Below are 17,019 nucleotides of genomic sequence, written 5' to 3'. Positions count from 1 at the left end.
ATGGCCTTGCCCCTGATCCTCCTTGAAGGCGTGCGCCGCGACTATCCCTCCGGTGAGGGATCGGTCGTCGCACTGGACGATATCGACCTGTCGATCGAGGCCGGCGAGATGGTTGCCATTGTCGGTACTTCCGGCTCCGGCAAGTCGACGCTCCTCAACATACTCGGCTGCCTCGACCGGCCGACTGGTGGCAGCTACTGCGTCGCCGGGCGCGATACGGGCTCGCTCTCGGCGGACGAGCTTGCAGCGCTCAGGCGCGAACATTTCGGCTTTATCTTCCAGCGCTACCACCTGCTGGCCGAAATGACGGCCATCGGCAATGTCGAGATGCCGGCGATCTATACCGGCCTGCCGCCGTCGAGACGACAAATCCGCGCGCAAGCGCTGCTGGACCGCCTCGGCATGGCCGATCGCCTCGACCACCGCCCCACCCAGCTCTCCGGCGGTCAGCAACAGCGTGTCTCGATCGCTCGGGCCCTGATGAACGGTGCCGGTGTAATCTTCGCCGACGAGCCGACCGGTGCCCTCGATAGCGCCAGCGGCACGGAAGTGCTGCGCATCCTGGACGAGCTCCACGCCAGCGGCCAGACCATCGTTATCGTCACGCATGACATGGCAGTCGCCCGGCGCGCGGAACGCATCATCGAACTTCGCGACGGTGCCGTGATCTCCGACAGGCCCAATCGGCGGGCGCAGCAAGCCGAACCGACGGGGGCCGATATCGGCTTCGGCGAAAGGGCGCAGGCGCCCGCATCGCCGTGGCGGGTACGGATCGACCAGTTTCGGGAGGCCTTCCGGATGGCCTTGCGGTCGATGAATGCCCATCGCCTGCGGACGATCCTGACCATGCTCGGCATCGTCATCGGTGTGGCTTCCGTCATCGGCGTCGTCGCGCTCGGGGCGGGCACGCAACAAAAGGTCCTGGCCGACATCAACAGCCTCGGCACCAACACATTGGAAGTGTTTCCCGGCAAGGACTTCGGCGACGTCCGCTCAGGCAAGATCACCACCCTCGTGCTCACCGATGCCCAGGCGCTCGCCGGCCAACCCTATATTGCCGCCGCCTCCCCCACGGTCTCGACCAGCAAGACCCTGCGCCTGGGATCGATCGAGGCCACCGCGCAGGTCAACGGCGTCGGCGAGGACTATTTCGCCGTGAAGGGGACCCAGCTCGCCGCCGGCGCCTTTTTCGATGCCGATAGCGTCCGCCGGATCGCCCAGGACGTGGTGATCGACGACAACACCCGCAAGGCACTGTTCGCCGGAGCCTCGGCCAGCCCGATCGGGCGCATCATCCTGGTCGGACAGGTGCCCTGCCGCATCGTCGGCCTGACCCGCCCGCAGCAAGGCGGGTTCGGCTCGAGCGCCAACCCATCGGTCTACCTGCCCTACACCACGGTTCAGGCCCGCTTCCTGGGCACGACGTCCCTGCGCAGCATCACCGTGCGCGTCGTCGACGACGCGCCGACCGATCGCGCCGAGCAGGCGGTCACCGCCCTCCTCGCCACCAGGCACAATGCGAAGGATTTCTTCATTCTCAACACGGACGACATCCGCCGCACCATCACCAGCACCACAGAGGTCCTGACGCTGCTGGTGGCAGCCATTGCCGGCATCTCGCTGGTGGTCGGCGGCGTCGGCGTCACCAACATCATGCTGGTATCGGTGTCCGAGCGCATCGCTGAAATCGGCGTGCGCATGGCCGTCGGAGCCCGCCGTAGCGATATCCTGCAACAGTTCCTGATCGAGGCGGTGCTGGTTTGCCTGATCGGCGGCATGATCGGCATCGGCCTGGCACTCGGCCTCGGCGCCATCTTCAATATCGTCAGCACGGCCTTCAGCCTGCGCTACTCCACCACCTCGATCATCATTGCCTTCCTGTCCTCGATGCTGATCGGCATCGTCTTCGGCTACATGCCGGCACGCAACGCCTCCCGCCTCGATCCCGCAACAGCCCTGGCCCGGGAATAGTCTGGTGCCGATCCTTCAAAAGCACACCACCTTGGCGCTTAAAATCGTCTCTTCACGCACCATTCCATATAGTTTTAGAAAATTATCGCATATCTATTCAACAATTTATACCAATACATGGAGTACATTTCATATATACTTTAATTTATATTCAAACACATTTACTAAAATTGCGCTTATCCGTTTCGAGCCTATTGGCAAGACTGTCGATCGGGCAAGCGCTTAACTGCAATGCCTTGTAGCACAACAGATTGGGTCCGATCCTGATGTCGGCAACTTCATCCCTCATCCGATACCCTCGCCATGCCTCGGGCGCCTTGAGCGCCATGCGCATGCTCCGTCGAGCCAGCCTCCTGTCCATTTGCATCCTGGCCGCTGGCTGCAACCAGGAGCAGCAGGGGAACCAGCCGCCCGCCGGCGCCGTCCGGCCGCAGGTCAGCGTGGTCACGCTCCATCCACGCGCCGTCGCCATCACGGCGGAACTGCCGGGGCGTGTCGGCGCGTCGTTGACGGCAGACGTCGTCCCGCAGGTGACCGGCATCATCAAGACGCGCCTGTTCAAGGAGGGTACCGAGGTCAAGGCCGGCGACCCGCTCTACCAGATCGACCCCGCGAGCTACCAGGCAAGCTATGACAGCGCCGAGGCAACCTTGCAGAAGGACCAGGCCGCCATTCCCAGCGCCCAGGCCAAGGTCGACCGCTACCAGAACCTCATCAAGCAGAACGCCGTCAGCAGCCAGGACCTCGACGATGCCCGCGCCACGCTGGCCCAGGCCAAGGCCGATGTCGCTGCCGCCAAGGCCGCCTTGGAGACGGCCCGCATCAATCTCGACTACACCACGATGAAGGCGCCGATCAGTGGCCGAGTCGATGCCTCCACCATCACCGAGGGTGCGCTGGTCAGTTCAGGCCAATCGACCGCGCTGACGACGATCCGCCAACTCGACCCGATCAATGTCGACGTGACGGAATCCAGCACCAACCTGCTGAACTTCCTGGGCGCGGTAAAATCGGGCCGGATCAAGACCGCAGGCCCGGACATCTCCGTCAAGCTCAAGCTGGAAAACGGCACGACCTACGCGCATTCCGGCACGCTTCGTTTCGTGGAGGCCAATGTCAGTACCACCACCGGCACCTTCACTGTCAGGGCCGAATTCCCCAATCCCGATCGCCTGCTCCTGCCGGGCATGTATGCCCGCGCCATCCTCGAGGTCGGTCTGGCCCAGGACAGTTTCCTGGTGCCGCAGCGGGCTGTCAGCCACAACACTAGGGGCGAGGCGACAGCAAGCTTCGTCGGCAGCGACGGCAAGGTCGTCCAGCGCGTACTCTCGATTCAGCGCAGTGTCAGCAACAACTGGCTTGTCGATGCCGGCGTATCGGACGGCGACAGGGTGATCGTCGAAGGCACCCAGCTGGTACGGGCCGGCCAGGACGTGACGGCCACCGAGGTGAGCGTGGACGATGCCACCGGCGATATCCGCCCGCTCTCTCAGAGCTCGGCCCTCGACAAGCCACCGGTCGCTTCGGCACCGGTCCGGGCCGAATAGGGCTGCATCGACATGTCGCGCTTTTTCATCAACCGTCCGATCTTTGCCTGGGTCATCGTCATTTCGGTGATGCTCGCGGGCATCCTGGCCATTACCACCCTGCCGATCGAGCAATATCCGCAGATCGCGCCCCCCTCGGTCTCCATCAGCGCCACCTATTCGGGCGCCGATGCCCAGACCGTCGAGAACTCGGTGACCAAGGTCATCGAGCAGGGTCTCACGGGTATCGACAATCTCGATTACATCACCTCGACCTCGACCTCCTCGGGCAGCGCCTCGATCACTGTGACCTTTACCAGCGCGGCCGATCCCGATGTGGCGCAGATGCAGGTGCAGAACAAGCTGCAACTGGTAGAGGCCCAGCTGCCGCAGACCGTGCAGAACACCGGCATCACCGTCGCCAAGGCCTCCACCGGCTTCCTGATGGTCGTCGCCTTCGTCTCCACCGACGGCAAGATGACGGCCACGGACGTCGCCGATTACGTCAAGAGCAACCTCAACGACACGCTGTCGCGCGTGGAGGGGGTCGGCACCACCACGCTGTTCGGAGCCGGCTATGCCATGCGGATCTGGCTCGATCCGGACAAGCTCGCCAAATATGCGCTGATGCCGAGCGACGTCTCCTCGGCAATCGAAGCGCAGAACACCCAGGTCGCCGCCGGCCAACTCGGCGACAATCCCCAGCGCAAGGGCCAGCAGCTCAACGTCACCGTAACGGCCCTGAGCCGGCTGCAGACCCCCAGGCAGTTCGAGAACATCATCCTCAAGAGCGCAAGTTCGGGCTCGATCGTCCGCCTGAACGACGTTGCGACAGTAGAGCTGGGGGCCGAGAGCTATACCAGCAACTCCAAATATAGCGGCAAGCCCTCGGCCGGCCTGGCAATCAGCCTGGCGACGGGCGCGAATGCCATCAGCACCTCGAATGCGGTCAAGACGACGATCAACAGCCTGGCCCAGACCTTCCCGGAGGGCCTCAAGGTCTACTATCCCTACGACACGACGCCCTTCGTGCTGCTGTCGATCGAGGACGTGGTCAAGACGCTGGCGGAAGCCATCGTCCTGGTCTTTCTGGTGATGCTGCTGTTCCTGCAGAACATCCGGGCCACCATCATCCCGACGCTTGCGGTCCCGATCGTGCTGCTCGGTACCTTCGGCATCCTCGCCTTGTTCGGCTATTCCATCAACACGCTGACGATGTTCGCCATGGTGCTCGCCATCGGCCTTCTCGTCGACGACGCCATCGTCGTGGTCGAGAATGTCGAGCGCGTCATGCAGGAGGAAGGCCTGGGGCCACGCGAGGCGACGTTGCGCTCGATGGACGAGATCACGGGCGCCCTGATCGGCGTCGCCACGGTGCTCTCGGCCGTCTTCGTGCCGATGGCCTTCTATTCGGGTTCGGTGGGTGTGATCTATCGCCAGTTCTCGGTGACCATCGTCTCGGCCATGGTGCTCTCGGTACTGGTGGCTCTCGTTTTCACCCCGGCGCTCTGCGCCACCATCCTCAGGCCTCCCAAGAACCACGCTACCCAGAAGGGCTTCTTCGGTCTTTTCAACCGAGGCTTCGACCGCAGCGCGCAGGCCTATCGCAAAGGCGTTGGCGGCGTTCTCGCCCGGCCCTGGCGCTTCCTCGTGGTCTTTGTCGCCATCGCCGGCGGCATGCTCTTCCTGCTCGATCGCCTGCCCAGCTCCTTCCTGCCGGAGGAGGACACCGGCGTGGTGATCACCAGCGTGACGCTGCCGCCGGGCGCTACGCAGGACCGCACTGAAAAGGTGCTGGCTGAGGTTACCAACCACTATCTGAAGGACGAGAAGGCCTATGTCGAAGGCGTCTTTTCCGTGGTCGGTTTCGGCTTCGGTGGTTCGGGTCAGAATGTCGGCCTCGCCTTCATTCCGCTGAAGGATTTCAGCGAGCGGACAGATCCCAATGGCAAGGCGCAGGCGATCGTCGGTCGCGCCATGAAGGCCTTCTCGCAGATCCGCGACGGCAATGTCTTCGCCCTTACGCCACCGGCCGTCACCGGCTTCGGCAATACCAGCGGCTTCGACTTCTACCTCCAGGATCTCAACGGCGCCGGGCACGACAAGCTCATGCAGACACGCGACCAATTGCTCGGCATGGCGGCCAAGAGCCCCCTCATGGTCGGCACCCGCCCCAACGGGCAGGAGGACACGCCGCAATATTCGGTTGCCATCGACCAGGAGAAGGCCAGCGCTCTCGACCTCAGCCTGTCCGACATCACCGCCACGCTGTCCACCGCCTGGGGCGGCACCTATGTCAACGACTTCATCGATCGCGGCCGGGTCAAGAAGGTCTACATGCAGTCAGCCGCGGATTTTCGCATGCAGCCGGAGGATCTCGGCCGCTGGTTCGTCCGCAACACCGACAGCGCGATGGTGCCCTTCTCGGCCTTTGCCAGCGGCAAATGGAGCTACGGTTCACCGCGCCTGGAACGCTATAACGGCGCTTCGGCCGTCGAGATCCAGGGAGCGGCCGCCCCCGGCGTCAGCTCGGGTGACGCCATGAACGCGATCGATGCCATGGTGGCGCAATTGCCGCCGGGCTATCGTCACCAATGGACCGGCCTGTCCGCGCAGGAACGCCTGTCGGGCAGCCAGGCGACGCAGCTCTACCTCATCTCCGCGCTGGTGGTGTTTCTTGCCCTCGCCGCTCTCTATGAGAGCTGGTCGATCCCCTTTGCCGTGCTGCTCTCCGTGCCGCTCGGCATCTTCGGCGCCGTCCTGGCGGCCACGGTGTTCGGCCAGTCCAACGACGTCTATTTCAAGGTCGGTCTGCTGACCACGATCGGCCTCGCGGCCAAGAACGCCATCCTGATCGTCGAATTCGCGATGGAGCAGCAACAGGCCGGCAAGAGCCTGATCGAAGCGACACTCGACGCATCTCGCCAGCGACTGCGCCCCATCCTGATGACGTCCCTCGCCTTCATCCTGGGCGTGACACCTCTGGCGGTGGCCTCGGGTGCCGGCTCCGGCAGCCAGAATTCGATCGGCATCGGCGTGATGGGCGGCATGCTTGCCGCCACGGTGCTCGGCATCTTTTTCATACCGCTCCTGTTCGTCGCGGTTCGGCGCCTCTTCTCGCGCCGCCCCTCGCAGACACAGGAAAGTCTCGACTCCAATTCAGCCGCAGGAGCGATGTGAATGCAGTCCCTTGATCGATCGGCGTCGGATATGTCGCCTGCGGGTCAGTCCTCCATGGCATCGCGGAGCGAGCCCAAACGGCCTCTCCGGTCGCTCCTGCAGGTCGCGGCACTTCTTACTGCCACTGTCATGCTCTCCGGCTGTGCTGTGGTCGGCCCCGACTACAAGACCCCCAGCCTGGCCACGCCGTCACGCTGGAGCGGCGCCGACGCGAGCCAGCAGCGGCGCAAACCCGAGCTCTCGCAATGGTGGCGACGCCTCAATGACCCTGTCCTCGACGGACTGATCCAGGAGGCGATCGCCGACAATCTCGACGTGGCTACCGCCAAGGCCAAGATCCGCGAAGCTCGGGCCAGCCGGCGCGAAGCGATCGGCGGTCTCTATCCCTCGCTCAGCGGCTCGGGCGATGCGTCACGCAGCCGGGTTGGCGGGACTTCCACAAGCGGCGCGGGCAGGACGAGTACCTCCAACGCCTTCAGTGCGGGTCTCGACGCCAGCTGGGAACTCGATTTGTTCGGTGCCAACCATCGCAATGTCGAGGCAGCGAGCTACGGCGTCGACGCGGCGGAAGCCGATCTGCGGGCCACGCTGGTCACGCTCGTCGGCGATGTCGCGACCGCCTATGTCGATGCGCGCGGCTACCAGGCCCGTATCGCGCTGGCGCGGCGCACCGTCGCCTCCCGGCGCGAGACCGTCGCGCTGACCCGCACCAAGCTCCAGGCCGGCTCCGCCTCGGCAGTCGATGCGGCCAATGCCGAGGCGGAGGCGGCTTCGACCGCCGCCGACATCCCCCTCTACGAACAATCCTTCGCGCAGGATGTGCATCAGCTCAGCATCCTGCTCGGCCGTGAGCCGTCGGCGCTGGCGGAACGCCTCAAGCGGGCCAGGCCCATCCCCATGCCGGGACGCCCCCTGCCAACCGGCATACCGGCCGACATCCTCTCGGCTCGGCCCGACATCCGCGCCGCCGAGCGCCAGCTCGCCCAATATACGGCCAAGGTCGGCCAGGCCGAGGCCGCTCTCTATCCCAGTGTCAGTTTGACGGGCTCGCTCTCGACCTCCGGCACCAAGATCGGCGACCTTGCCAAGAATTCCTCGATCAGCTGGTCGTTCGGCCCCACCCTGACCGTGCCGATCTTCCAGGGCGGCCAGTTGCGCGCGGCGGTCGAGGTCGCGCAGGCCCAGCGCGACCAGTATTTCATCGCCCTGCGTTCCACCGTGCTCACCGCTCTGCAGGACGTCGAGGATGCGCTCGTCAACCTCGCGACCCAGCGCCGAAACGCCCGGCAACTCGGCCAGGCGGTGAAAGGCTACCAGCAGGCGGCAAAGCTCTCCCACACGCTCTACCAGGTCGGCTCGCAGAGCTTCCTCGACGTGCTCACGGCCGACCGCTCGCTCTACTCGGCGCAGGATTCGCAAATCCAGAGCCAGGTGGCGATCACCAAATATTATGTCGCCCTGGCCAAGGCGCTGGGCGGCGGCTGGGACGGAGCGATCGACAGCTCGAAACCGGCGGTGGTGGACGCCAACACCGGCCCCCACCTGGCGGGCCGGGAATGAATGCCGGCGCCGGAGGCGCGCCAAAGCGAGGCTTCTCCCCGGCACGTCAGTGCAGCCGGCCGGCCCCCTGCCCGAGCAAGGTCTCGGCCGCCGCGACGATCTCCTGGGTGGACGGGAATTTCCCCAGCCCCGCCAGTCCCTCGCTGCATTCGATATGGGTCCAGCGCACCAGCCCGTCGCTGTCGATGAGAAACTGGGCCTTCAGCTGAGGCCATTGCCGCTCCATGTCGGCATGGTCGGTCGGGTTCTCGACATAGCCGTCGAGCTTGGCCAGTGCATCGGCAGCCTGCCGCACAGGCAAAGGTTCGGGCAGATCGCCGGTAGGATTGACTCGGAGCTCCGCCAGGGCCGCCATCAGGTCGGGTGTCGGCACCGGCTTGGGGACGCCATAGGCCCGATGCGTCGAGAGCCCCGGATCGGTGGCGATGCGCAGACGGCTCGGGCGAAACTTGAAATAGAGACGTGCATTTTCAAGCTCGGTTGCAACGATGCCAAGCGTCTCGACCCCCAATGCCTGCAATTGAGGGCCCGCAGCCGCCATCTGCGCGATCGACCTGCGGCAGAATGGACACCAGAGTCCGACGAACAAGGCAAGGAACAGCGAGCTCTTGCCGCGATAGTCGGCCAGCGACACGGTGCCCGATCCGTCGAGGGCGGGCAGCGAGAAATCCGGCGCAGGTTCGCCCGGGGCAACCGGCACCTGTATCGGCTGCATGTTCATGCAAAACCCCTTTCATCTCGAGGCGGAACGCGTTGTCTTGAAACGGTTTTCGGCTTTTCGCTCTTCGCTTCGAGGCACTTCGGATTCAGGGCGTCTCGATCAAGTCACTGAACGCTCAAGCCAAAATATCGCGTTGAAAAATGAGATGCCGGCTTTCGGCAGAAACGCGGCGACGACACGCAATCGAGCTAGCACAGAAACGGCAGAACCATCAGGGCATCCGGTTCGAGGCCGGCACGCTGACAGACCTCTTCCGACTTGGCCAAGTATAGCGCGGCTTGGTCCTGGTTCCCAGCATCCAGATGGAGCGTGCCCAGACCGTCATAGCAGGGAAACAGGAATTGCGGCTCACCCATCTGCTCGGCCAGGCGCAAGGCCTCCTCATAGGATGCGAAGGCAAGCGCGTGCTCGCCCCGGCACTGATAGATCTGGCCGAGAATGATCAGCGGCGCCGCCAGATGGTCGAGCAGACCCAGCCGACGGTCGAGATCGACCGCCATTTGCGCCGCCTTGACGCCTTCCGCCTCGCACCGATCCGTCAGGGCACAATAGGCGACGGCGAGATTGGCATAGATGCGGGATTGGAAACCGAGATCTCCCACCTTCTTGGCGGTTTCCAATCCGCGCAGGCAGGTCGCGATGCTGCGCTCGGGATCGAAGGTGCTGTAGAGCACGCCGAGATTGGTGTAGCCGCGGCAAGCCGACTGCAGCAGATGGTGATCCTCGGCCAGCCGGACGCTGCGCTCGATCTGCTCCACGGCGACCGCCGGCCGGCCGGTCCGTGCCAGTGCCACGCCCATCGTATTGTAGGCCTGGACGCGTATCGCCGCCAGTTCACGCATGCGGTCCGGTTCGGGATCGACGCCGGCATTCCGATCCGCCTCGGCCAGCGCCCGTTCCGCCCAGCCAATCGCTCCCTCATTGTCGCCCGCACGGAAGGCGAGCCGGCCGACCTCCTGGAACAGTTGCGCGCGCTCTGGCAAATAGCCTTCGTCGCCGAGCAAAGCGAGGCCCTGCATGAAACAGGCCCTGGCACCTTCTCGGTCACCCGCCTCCCAATGCAGGCCGCCGATCTTGCGCTGGAGCCGGGCTGCTCCCACCCGATCGCCTGCGGCCTCGAGCGCCTGGCGCACTGCCTCGTAGTGATCCGCCGCCTCGGTTCGCCGCTCCGCCAATGCCAGGAGATCCGCCAGCCGTTCCCGCGTGGCCAGGATGTCATTCTCGCAGTCCCGGCAATCGGCCAGCGTACGCAGGGCCCGCTCATAGTGCCGGATGGCGTCTTCATTGGCGTAGACCGCACGGGCCCGATCGCCGGCCGCCATGAGATAGCGCGCCCCCTTGACCCTGTCGAAACTCAGGCTCCAGTGATGCCCCAGCGCTTCGAGATCGCCCAATCGCTCGGGCTGGCTGCCCACGGCACGTTCGAGCGCGAGGCCCGCCCGTTCATGCAGTTCCGTCCGGCGGGAGAGGAGCAGATTGTGATAGGCGGCTTCGTGGATAAGCGCATGGGTAAAGCGATGGCTCCCGCCATCGCCCTCGACCCGGCAGACAAGACCAGCTTCGGCGAGGCGCCGGAGCACAGCGCCGACGGCAGCCGGTTCCGCGGCGACATCGCCGAGAAGGGTCTGCTCGAACACCATGCCGAGCACGGCGGCGGCGTACAGCACGCGCCGCTCCTCGACGGCCAGGCCGTCGACGCGTGAGAGCAGCAGCCCCTGCAGGGTTGGCGGCACCTCCTCGGCGTCGAACGGAGCCGCGCGGATCCAGCGATCGCCTTCCCTTTTGAGGACACCCCTGGCCACGAGGCTTCGAACGATCTCCTCCACGAAGAGAGGGTTGCCACCCGCCCGCCGGGCGACGAAGGTCCGGATATCCTCGAGCGCACCGCCATCAGCCTCACCGAAAAGCGAGCCGACGAAGGCCCGCGTCTCATCCGCCGAGAGCGGGTCGAGGTGAAGGCTCGACTGCAGGGCCCGGGAGAGGTGCAAGGGCGGCCTGCCGGGGCGATGCGACAGCACGATCATCAGGCGCCGATCGGCAAGATGGTCGGCCACGTCGCACAGGAGATCCACCGAGGCCGTGTCAGCCCAATGGAGGTCTTCGACGACGATGAGCAAATGCCCCTGATCGAGGCGCCGGTCGATCAGCATCCGTGCGGCTAGCGCAATCTGGCGTTTCAGCTGTTCCGGCGCAAGGTCGCCCGGCGGCTCGCCCTCCACGCCCAGCATGTAGTTCAGGACCGGTGCGAAGGCCTCCGTCATGTCGGCCTGGGCACCGAGCGCGACGAGGCCCGCGGCCAGTTTCCGGCTCGCCACTTCGAGCGTGTCGTCACGATGCACCTGATAGGCTTCGCGGAACAGGGCAGCGAAGACGCCATAGGCGGGCTCGCCCAGGGACGAGCAGGCGGCACGGCGGACAGCGCCGCCGGCAAGCTTTCCCTGCGCTTCGAGCGTGGCAAGGAATTCGGCGATCAGCCGCGATTTGCCCGAGCCGGCCTCCCCAACCAGAGTGACGACCTGGGCCGATCCGGCCTGCACCCGCTCGAAGAGCGCGACGAGCCGTGCCAGTTCCGCCTCGCGGCCGACCATCCGGCTTTCCAGCCCGTGCACGGCCAGCCCTCGTCCGGACGCCGGCATGGCCAGGCGCCCTGTCAATCGATAGGCTGCCACGGGGGCCGCCTTGCCGCGCAAGGTCAGGTCGGGCACGGGCTCGAAGCCGAAACGATGCCGGGTCAGCGCTTGGGTCGCTTCGGAGACCAGGATGGCCCCCGAGGCCGCCGCCAGCAGGCGGGCCGTCGTATTGACGGTGTCGCCGGTCACCGCATAGGTCGCGCCGGCGGCCTGGCCGAGATGCCCGGCCACGACCAGACCGGTGTGGACGCCGATATGGAGGCTCACCGGCTGGCCGAGGCGCCCCGCCCAGCACGCATCGAGGCGGGCTGCCTCGACGGTCATGTCCAGTGCTGCGTCGAGAGCCCGCTCCGGGTCGTCCTCATGGGCCAGGGGCGCTCCGAACACTGCCAGCACGGCGTCGCCGACGAACTTCTCCACGAAACCCTGATAATGCGCCACCACATTCGCCAGCGTTTCGAACAGGGCGTTCTGGAAGGCCCGGACGTCCTCCGGGTCGAGCCGCTCCGCAAGGGCGGTAAAACTGGAGACATCGGCGAAAAGCACCGTCACCTGCCGCCGATTGGCCTCGGGACGATCGAGTGTTCCGGTTGAGGCGACCGCATCGACAGGGGGCACGGGCGCAATGTCGGCGGCAGGCATGCCTGGGGTACGTGCCGTTCCGCAGCGCGGGCAGAAGGCGAAACCCGGCTCGCAGATAAAACCGCAATTCGCACAGGGTGTTGACTGCGATCGCCCGCAATGCGGACAGAACGCGAAATCCGATGCCAGTTCCAGACCGCAACCCCTACACGCCATGGAACGATCCGCCGCGGGTGAAACGAGCGTCCTACCCTGCCTTCGGCCACAAGCCCGGCCTCGGATCCGATGGATCGGACGTCGTCAGCGGAAGACAACCTATCTTCCTGCTCCAAAGGCAGGATTTTACTCACTTTTCCCGATCTTGGGCAGCCCATACCTGCACAGCAGGCTTCGTCTTTGTCAGGGCCTGCGGTCGCCGGGCGCCAGCCCGTCCGGCGGATATCCGGACATGCCATGGGGAGTTCGAACTGGGGAGCGGACGGGACGGCGCGGCAAGTTCAGGGCATGGGATCCTCCTTTGTTCGGAAGAGGTAGATACAATTGTCGACGGGCTCGCTATAAATTTGAAATGCCTCAATCCATAAGATAAATTCAATATAATCATTCGTTTACTTGGGCTTTCGACTTCGGACGACGGTTGAAAAGGCGTCGATCGAGTTGCGTGGACTGTCGGTACGAGGTTCCCGGTGAAGCGAGCATTCATGGCGACCACATCGCCCGGCGGGCCGACCCGGAAACCTGCCGAGCCGGCAGCGGCCGGCAAAGGGTTGCCACCCCTGTTTTCCTACATCTGGCAGAACAGCCGCCGGCAACAGGTCGTCATTCTCCTTGTCGTACTCGCGTCCCTGCCTTTCTATTTTCTATCGCTCGACCTGCCACGCAGCATCGTCAACGACGCCATCCAGGGACGCGCTTTCCAGCATGGCATCACCGAGGCTCCGCTTTTCGCCTTCAACCTGGCCTTGCCGGCCTTCCTGGGAGGCGGCAGCCTGCACTATCCCGGCATGACGTTCTCCCGCATCGCCTATCTGATGGTGCTGAGCTCGGTGTTCATGCTGCTGGTGCTGATCAACGGCGCCTTTCGCTATGTCATCAATATGCAGAAGGGCAAGCTCGGCGAGGACCTGCTGCGCCGCCTGCGCCTGGATCTCTTCAACCTGCTGCTGCGTTTCCGGCCGGAGGCGGTCCGCAATGTCCGCTCGGCCGAAGTCGCCACCATCATCCGCGACGAGGTCGAGCCCATCGGCGGCTTCGTCGGCGATGCCTATATCCAGCCCGCCTTCCTCGGCAGCCAGGCGCTTACCGCGCTTGGCTTCATCCTGCTGCAAAGCCCTCTTCTCGGCCTGCTGGCCGCGGCGATGGTACTGGTGCAGGGTGCGGTCATCCCGCGTCTGCGGCGCGAGCAGCTCAGGCTCGGGCGCCAGCGCCAGGCGCGCTCGCGCTCGCTTGCCGGCCATATCGGCGAGATCGTCGACGGCATAGGCGAGGTCAGCAATCACGGCACGGCCGCCTATGAACGGCAGAAGGTTACCGGCCTGCTCGATGAACTGTTCTGGATCCGCTATCGGCTCTACGGCCGGAAGTTCATGGTGAAATTCATCAACTCCGTGCTGGCGCAGGTAACGCCTTTCCTGTTCTACGCGCTGGGAGGGTATTTCGCCCTGCGCGGTTCGCTCGACATCGGCCAGCTCGTGGCGGTGATCGCCGCCTATCGCGACCTGCCGCCGCCCATCAAGGAGCTGATCGACTGGGACCAGCAGCGCCAGGATGTCGAGGTCAAATATGAGCAGATCCTGGAACAGTTCTCCCTGGCCGAACTGCCCGAACTCGCTGGTGAGACACCGGACCTGGCCGCCGGCGGCGCCATCGCGATCGAGGCGCTGAGAGTGCGGGCGCCGAGCGGCGACGTCCTGCTCGACAATGCCAACCTGGTCCTGCCCCTAGGTGCGCATGTCCTGCTGACCGGGTCCCGAGGCGAAGGCTTCGTCACCCTGGCCCAGCTTCTCGCACGCCGCCTGACGGAATTCGACGGCAATGTGCGCCTTGCCGGACAAGATCTCGCTGCCTTTTCCCCGGGCTGGATCGGGCAAAATCTCGGCTATCTCGGCCCTGATTTCGTGATTTTCGGGCGCTCCATCCGCGAGAACATCGTCTACGGCCTGCGCGGGGCGCCCATCGGGCAAGACCTGCCGCTTCCAGCCGATCAAGGCGACCGTCAACCCGGCCATGGGCCTGGCCCCCACGGAGAGGGGGAAGCTGCAGCCCCTTCCATCGATCTGCGCAGAGCTGGCGCAGCCGATGCCGGCGAGCTCGACGACATGATCATCGCCCTGCTGCGCGAAATCGGCCTGGCGGATGCCATCTATGGCTTCGGGCTCTCGCGGAAATTCGACGCCGAACCCGATCGCGATCTCGCCCAACGCCTCATCGACTGCCGCCGACGCCTCGTCAGGGAACTCGAGGAAACCCATCTGGCAGACCTGATCGAGCCTTTCGATCCGGGCCGCTTCAATCGCTATGCCACCATCGGCGAGAATCTGTTCTTCGGCGTTCCAGTTGCCGAAGGTGCCATCGAGATACTGATCGAGGACCCGGAAATTGCCGCGCTGCTCGCAGAAGGAGGGCTCGACGACAGCCTCGTTGCCCTGGGGCTGAAAGTCGCCGCGACCATGGTGGAAATCTTCTCGCAGATCTCCAGCGATCACGCCGTGTTCGAGCGCTTCTCCTTCATCTCGTCGAGTGAGCTGCCGCGCTTTGCCGAGATTGCTTCTCGCGCCGGCACACGCGGCGCGGGCGCACTCGCTTATCCGGAATGCCGCTCCCTGCTCCTTCTGGCGCTCCACTATATCGAGACCCGCCATCGGCTTGGGCTGCTCACTGCCCCCCTCGCCGAAGAGATCGTGCGAACCCGCGGACGGATCATGGCCCTCGATCCGGCCCGGTTCGCCGGGATGCTCGAATTCCATGCTCCCGATCGGCTCTGCCCCGCCGCGCCGCTGCGCGACAATCTCCTGTTCGGGCGTATCGATCATGCCATGGCGCATGCCGAGGAACGGATCATGGTGACATTGCACAAGGTCGTGCATGATTGCGGCCTTGATCGGATCATCTACCAGCTCGGTCTCAACCAGGAGGCCGGCCCCGGCGGGCGCCTGCTACTTGCGGCCCATCGATGTGCCCTTGCCCTGGCTCGCTGCCTCGTCAAGCGCCCCAGAATTCTCATCCTCGATCAGCTCGACCTGATGTTCCCGGAGGGTCAGCGCGCCACCATCCTGGAGATGGTGCGTCGGCGCATGGAGGGCCGCACGCTTATCGTCGCCATGCGCGATGCCCCCCCGCGCGACCCGTTCGATGTCGTGGTCACGACCCGCGGCAGCCGCATTGAATCCGTGTCGAAACCTTCTGCGCCCTTGGCCGTCCAGGAGACAGCGCCGGAAGCGCCGATCGAGGAGCTCGCCGAGATCCAGGCCCTGCGCGACGTACCGATGTTCGCAGCTCTCGACACGCCGCGGCTGAAATTGATCGCCTTTACCTGCGAGCGCATCTCCTTCGAACAGGACCAGATCCTGTTCCGCCAGGGAGACCTCGCCGATGCAGCCTATATCATTCTCTCCGGCACCGTCGACGCCTTCATCGAACTTGCAGGCGAGAGACTCCTTCTTTCGACCACGGGACGACATTCCATCGTCGGCGAAATGGGCCTGATCAGCGGCGCGCCCCGCTCGGCTACCGTGGTGGCAACCACCGAGGTCGCGGCCTTGAAGATTGCAAAGGACATCTTTCTCAATCTCCTCGCCGAGTTGCCCTCGGTCGCGCTCGTGGTGATGCGCGACCAGGTAAGACGGCTGGTGATTGCGGAGGAACGCCTGACCCGCCTGCTGCAACACCCGTCGACGTCTTCCCGAAATCCGGCAAGCTCCGGAAACCATCGCCCCTGACGATGATGGCGGGTTCGATCCTGCATAGCCTCGTCGTAAACCCGCTCCAGATCCATCAAACCGCGCGGCAGACCGGCGAGCTGCGGATTTGCTTCAGCTGTTTTTCCGTCAGCGCCAACGGCGTCGGCCCGTTGCTCGAAGTTGCGAACATCAGGTTGCGCGTACTGCCCGAATGCACCGGTGCGAAGGAACTCGTCAGCATCACGTGCCCGATCTCATGCGCCGGATCCCAGCGCGAGCAATCATGCGTGACGGCGCAGGCCGGCTTGCCCGTAGCATGGCCGCCGCAGCCCAGTACGTTGTTCTCCTGGAACCTGTTGACGAAGAACAGCTTCACATCATTGTTGGGGACGGGCGTTCCGAGCGCGTGGAGCGCTGCGAACTCGCCCGAATCCATCTGCCAGGTGCAGTTCTGGCCCACCACGTTGAAGCGGTTCTCTTCGTCCTGCGTCAGGCCGAGCGACTCGCCGGAGGCGAAGAAGATCTCGATGCCATATTGGGCATAGACGGCCTGGGCGCTCGACAGGATGCGCTCGAACGGCACGTCGCTCAGGGCCAGCGACCGGAAATGCACCCGCACGCGATGCTTGAATCCGCCGATCTGCTTGTCGATCTCGCGTATCGTCGCCTGCCCGAGCTTGCCATCGTCGGCAAGAGGCGGGTTGCGCCGCTGGAACGCCTTCACCACCGATTCCGTTTCGATGCCGTAGACGCCGTCGGGGCTGTAATCCTGGCTCTGGGTCGAGACTGGCATGGCGAAGCCGAGATCGATCAAGGCCATCTGCAGGAGATGGACATGACGGCCGGACATGCCGCGCAGCAGAACGTCGTTGCCGGCCTCGATGCGCTGCAAAGAGGGTTCATTCTTGAAACGAACGGATGTCAAAGCCATGATGGCCTTCCTTCTCGCT

Annotated in this window: 8 protein-coding genes and 1 pseudogene; 5 read left to right on the top strand and 4 right to left on the bottom strand. The window is 64.7% G+C overall.

All coding sequences use genetic code 11. The annotated features are described in order from the left end of the window. From QM672_RS19260 to QM672_RS19245, 4 genes are all read left to right on the top strand, one after another. Complete coding sequence (locus tag QM672_RS19260; protein WP_415084483.1) at window positions 1-1,971, top strand: MacB family efflux pump subunit; 1,971 nt, start codon at window positions 1-3, stop codon at window positions 1,969-1,971. 332 nt (window positions 1,972-2,303) lie between these two features. Beyond that, window positions 2,304-3,518 carry an efflux RND transporter periplasmic adaptor subunit gene (locus tag QM672_RS19255; protein ID WP_415084481.1) on the top strand — a complete coding sequence of 405 codons (1,215 nt, stop codon included), beginning with the start codon at window positions 2,304-2,306 and terminating at the stop codon, window positions 3,516-3,518. A gap of 12 nt (window positions 3,519-3,530) precedes the next feature. Further along, window positions 3,531-6,677, top strand: a complete 3,147-nt coding sequence (locus QM672_RS19250; RefSeq protein WP_415084479.1) for an efflux RND transporter permease subunit — start codon at window positions 3,531-3,533, stop codon at window positions 6,675-6,677. Between the two features lie 54 nt (window positions 6,678-6,731). Continuing rightward, window positions 6,732-8,237, top strand: coding sequence for an efflux transporter outer membrane subunit (locus QM672_RS19245; protein ID WP_415084477.1), 1,506 nt, complete (start codon window positions 6,732-6,734; stop codon window positions 8,235-8,237). Between the two features lie 46 nt (window positions 8,238-8,283). Here the strand turns inward: QM672_RS19245 and QM672_RS19240 are convergent, their stop codons facing one another. The 3 genes and pseudogenes from QM672_RS19240 to QM672_RS19230 form a co-directional block, all read right to left on the bottom strand. Next, the gene (locus tag QM672_RS19240) at window positions 8,284-8,958 is read right to left on the bottom strand and encodes a redoxin domain-containing protein (RefSeq protein WP_367624571.1); all 675 of its coding nucleotides are present in this window, start codon (window positions 8,956-8,958) and stop codon (window positions 8,284-8,286) included. Window positions 8,959-9,146: 188 nt separating this feature from the next. Next, the gene (locus QM672_RS19235; RefSeq protein WP_415084575.1) at window positions 9,147-12,230 is read right to left on the bottom strand and encodes an ATP-binding protein; all 3,084 of its coding nucleotides are present in this window, start codon (window positions 12,228-12,230) and stop codon (window positions 9,147-9,149) included. Window positions 12,231-12,260: 30 nt separating this feature from the next. Beyond that, window positions 12,261-12,386 (bottom strand): annotated as a pseudogene (locus QM672_RS19230) (double zinc ribbon domain-containing protein); the annotation flags it as partial. Between the two features lie 485 nt (window positions 12,387-12,871). Here QM672_RS19230 and QM672_RS19225 point away from each other — a divergent pair. Continuing rightward, window positions 12,872-16,108 carry a cyclic nucleotide-binding domain-containing protein gene (locus QM672_RS19225; RefSeq protein ID WP_415084474.1) on the top strand — a complete coding sequence of 1,079 codons (3,237 nt, stop codon included), beginning with the start codon at window positions 12,872-12,874 and terminating at the stop codon, window positions 16,106-16,108. A gap of 55 nt (window positions 16,109-16,163) precedes the next feature. Here the strand turns inward: QM672_RS19225 and QM672_RS19220 are convergent, their stop codons facing one another. Continuing rightward, complete coding sequence (locus QM672_RS19220; protein WP_311943537.1) at window positions 16,164-17,000, bottom strand: peptidoglycan-binding protein; 837 nt, start codon at window positions 16,998-17,000, stop codon at window positions 16,164-16,166. Window positions 17,001-17,019 lie beyond the last annotated feature (19 nt).

The organism is Labrys sp. (in: a-proteobacteria) (genome assembly GCF_047605565.1).
Taxonomy (GTDB): domain Bacteria; phylum Pseudomonadota; class Alphaproteobacteria; order Rhizobiales; family Labraceae; genus Labrys; species Labrys neptuniae.
The sequence above is the reverse complement of the archived record's forward strand: the minus strand, read 5'-3'. Positions and strand labels throughout refer to the sequence as shown.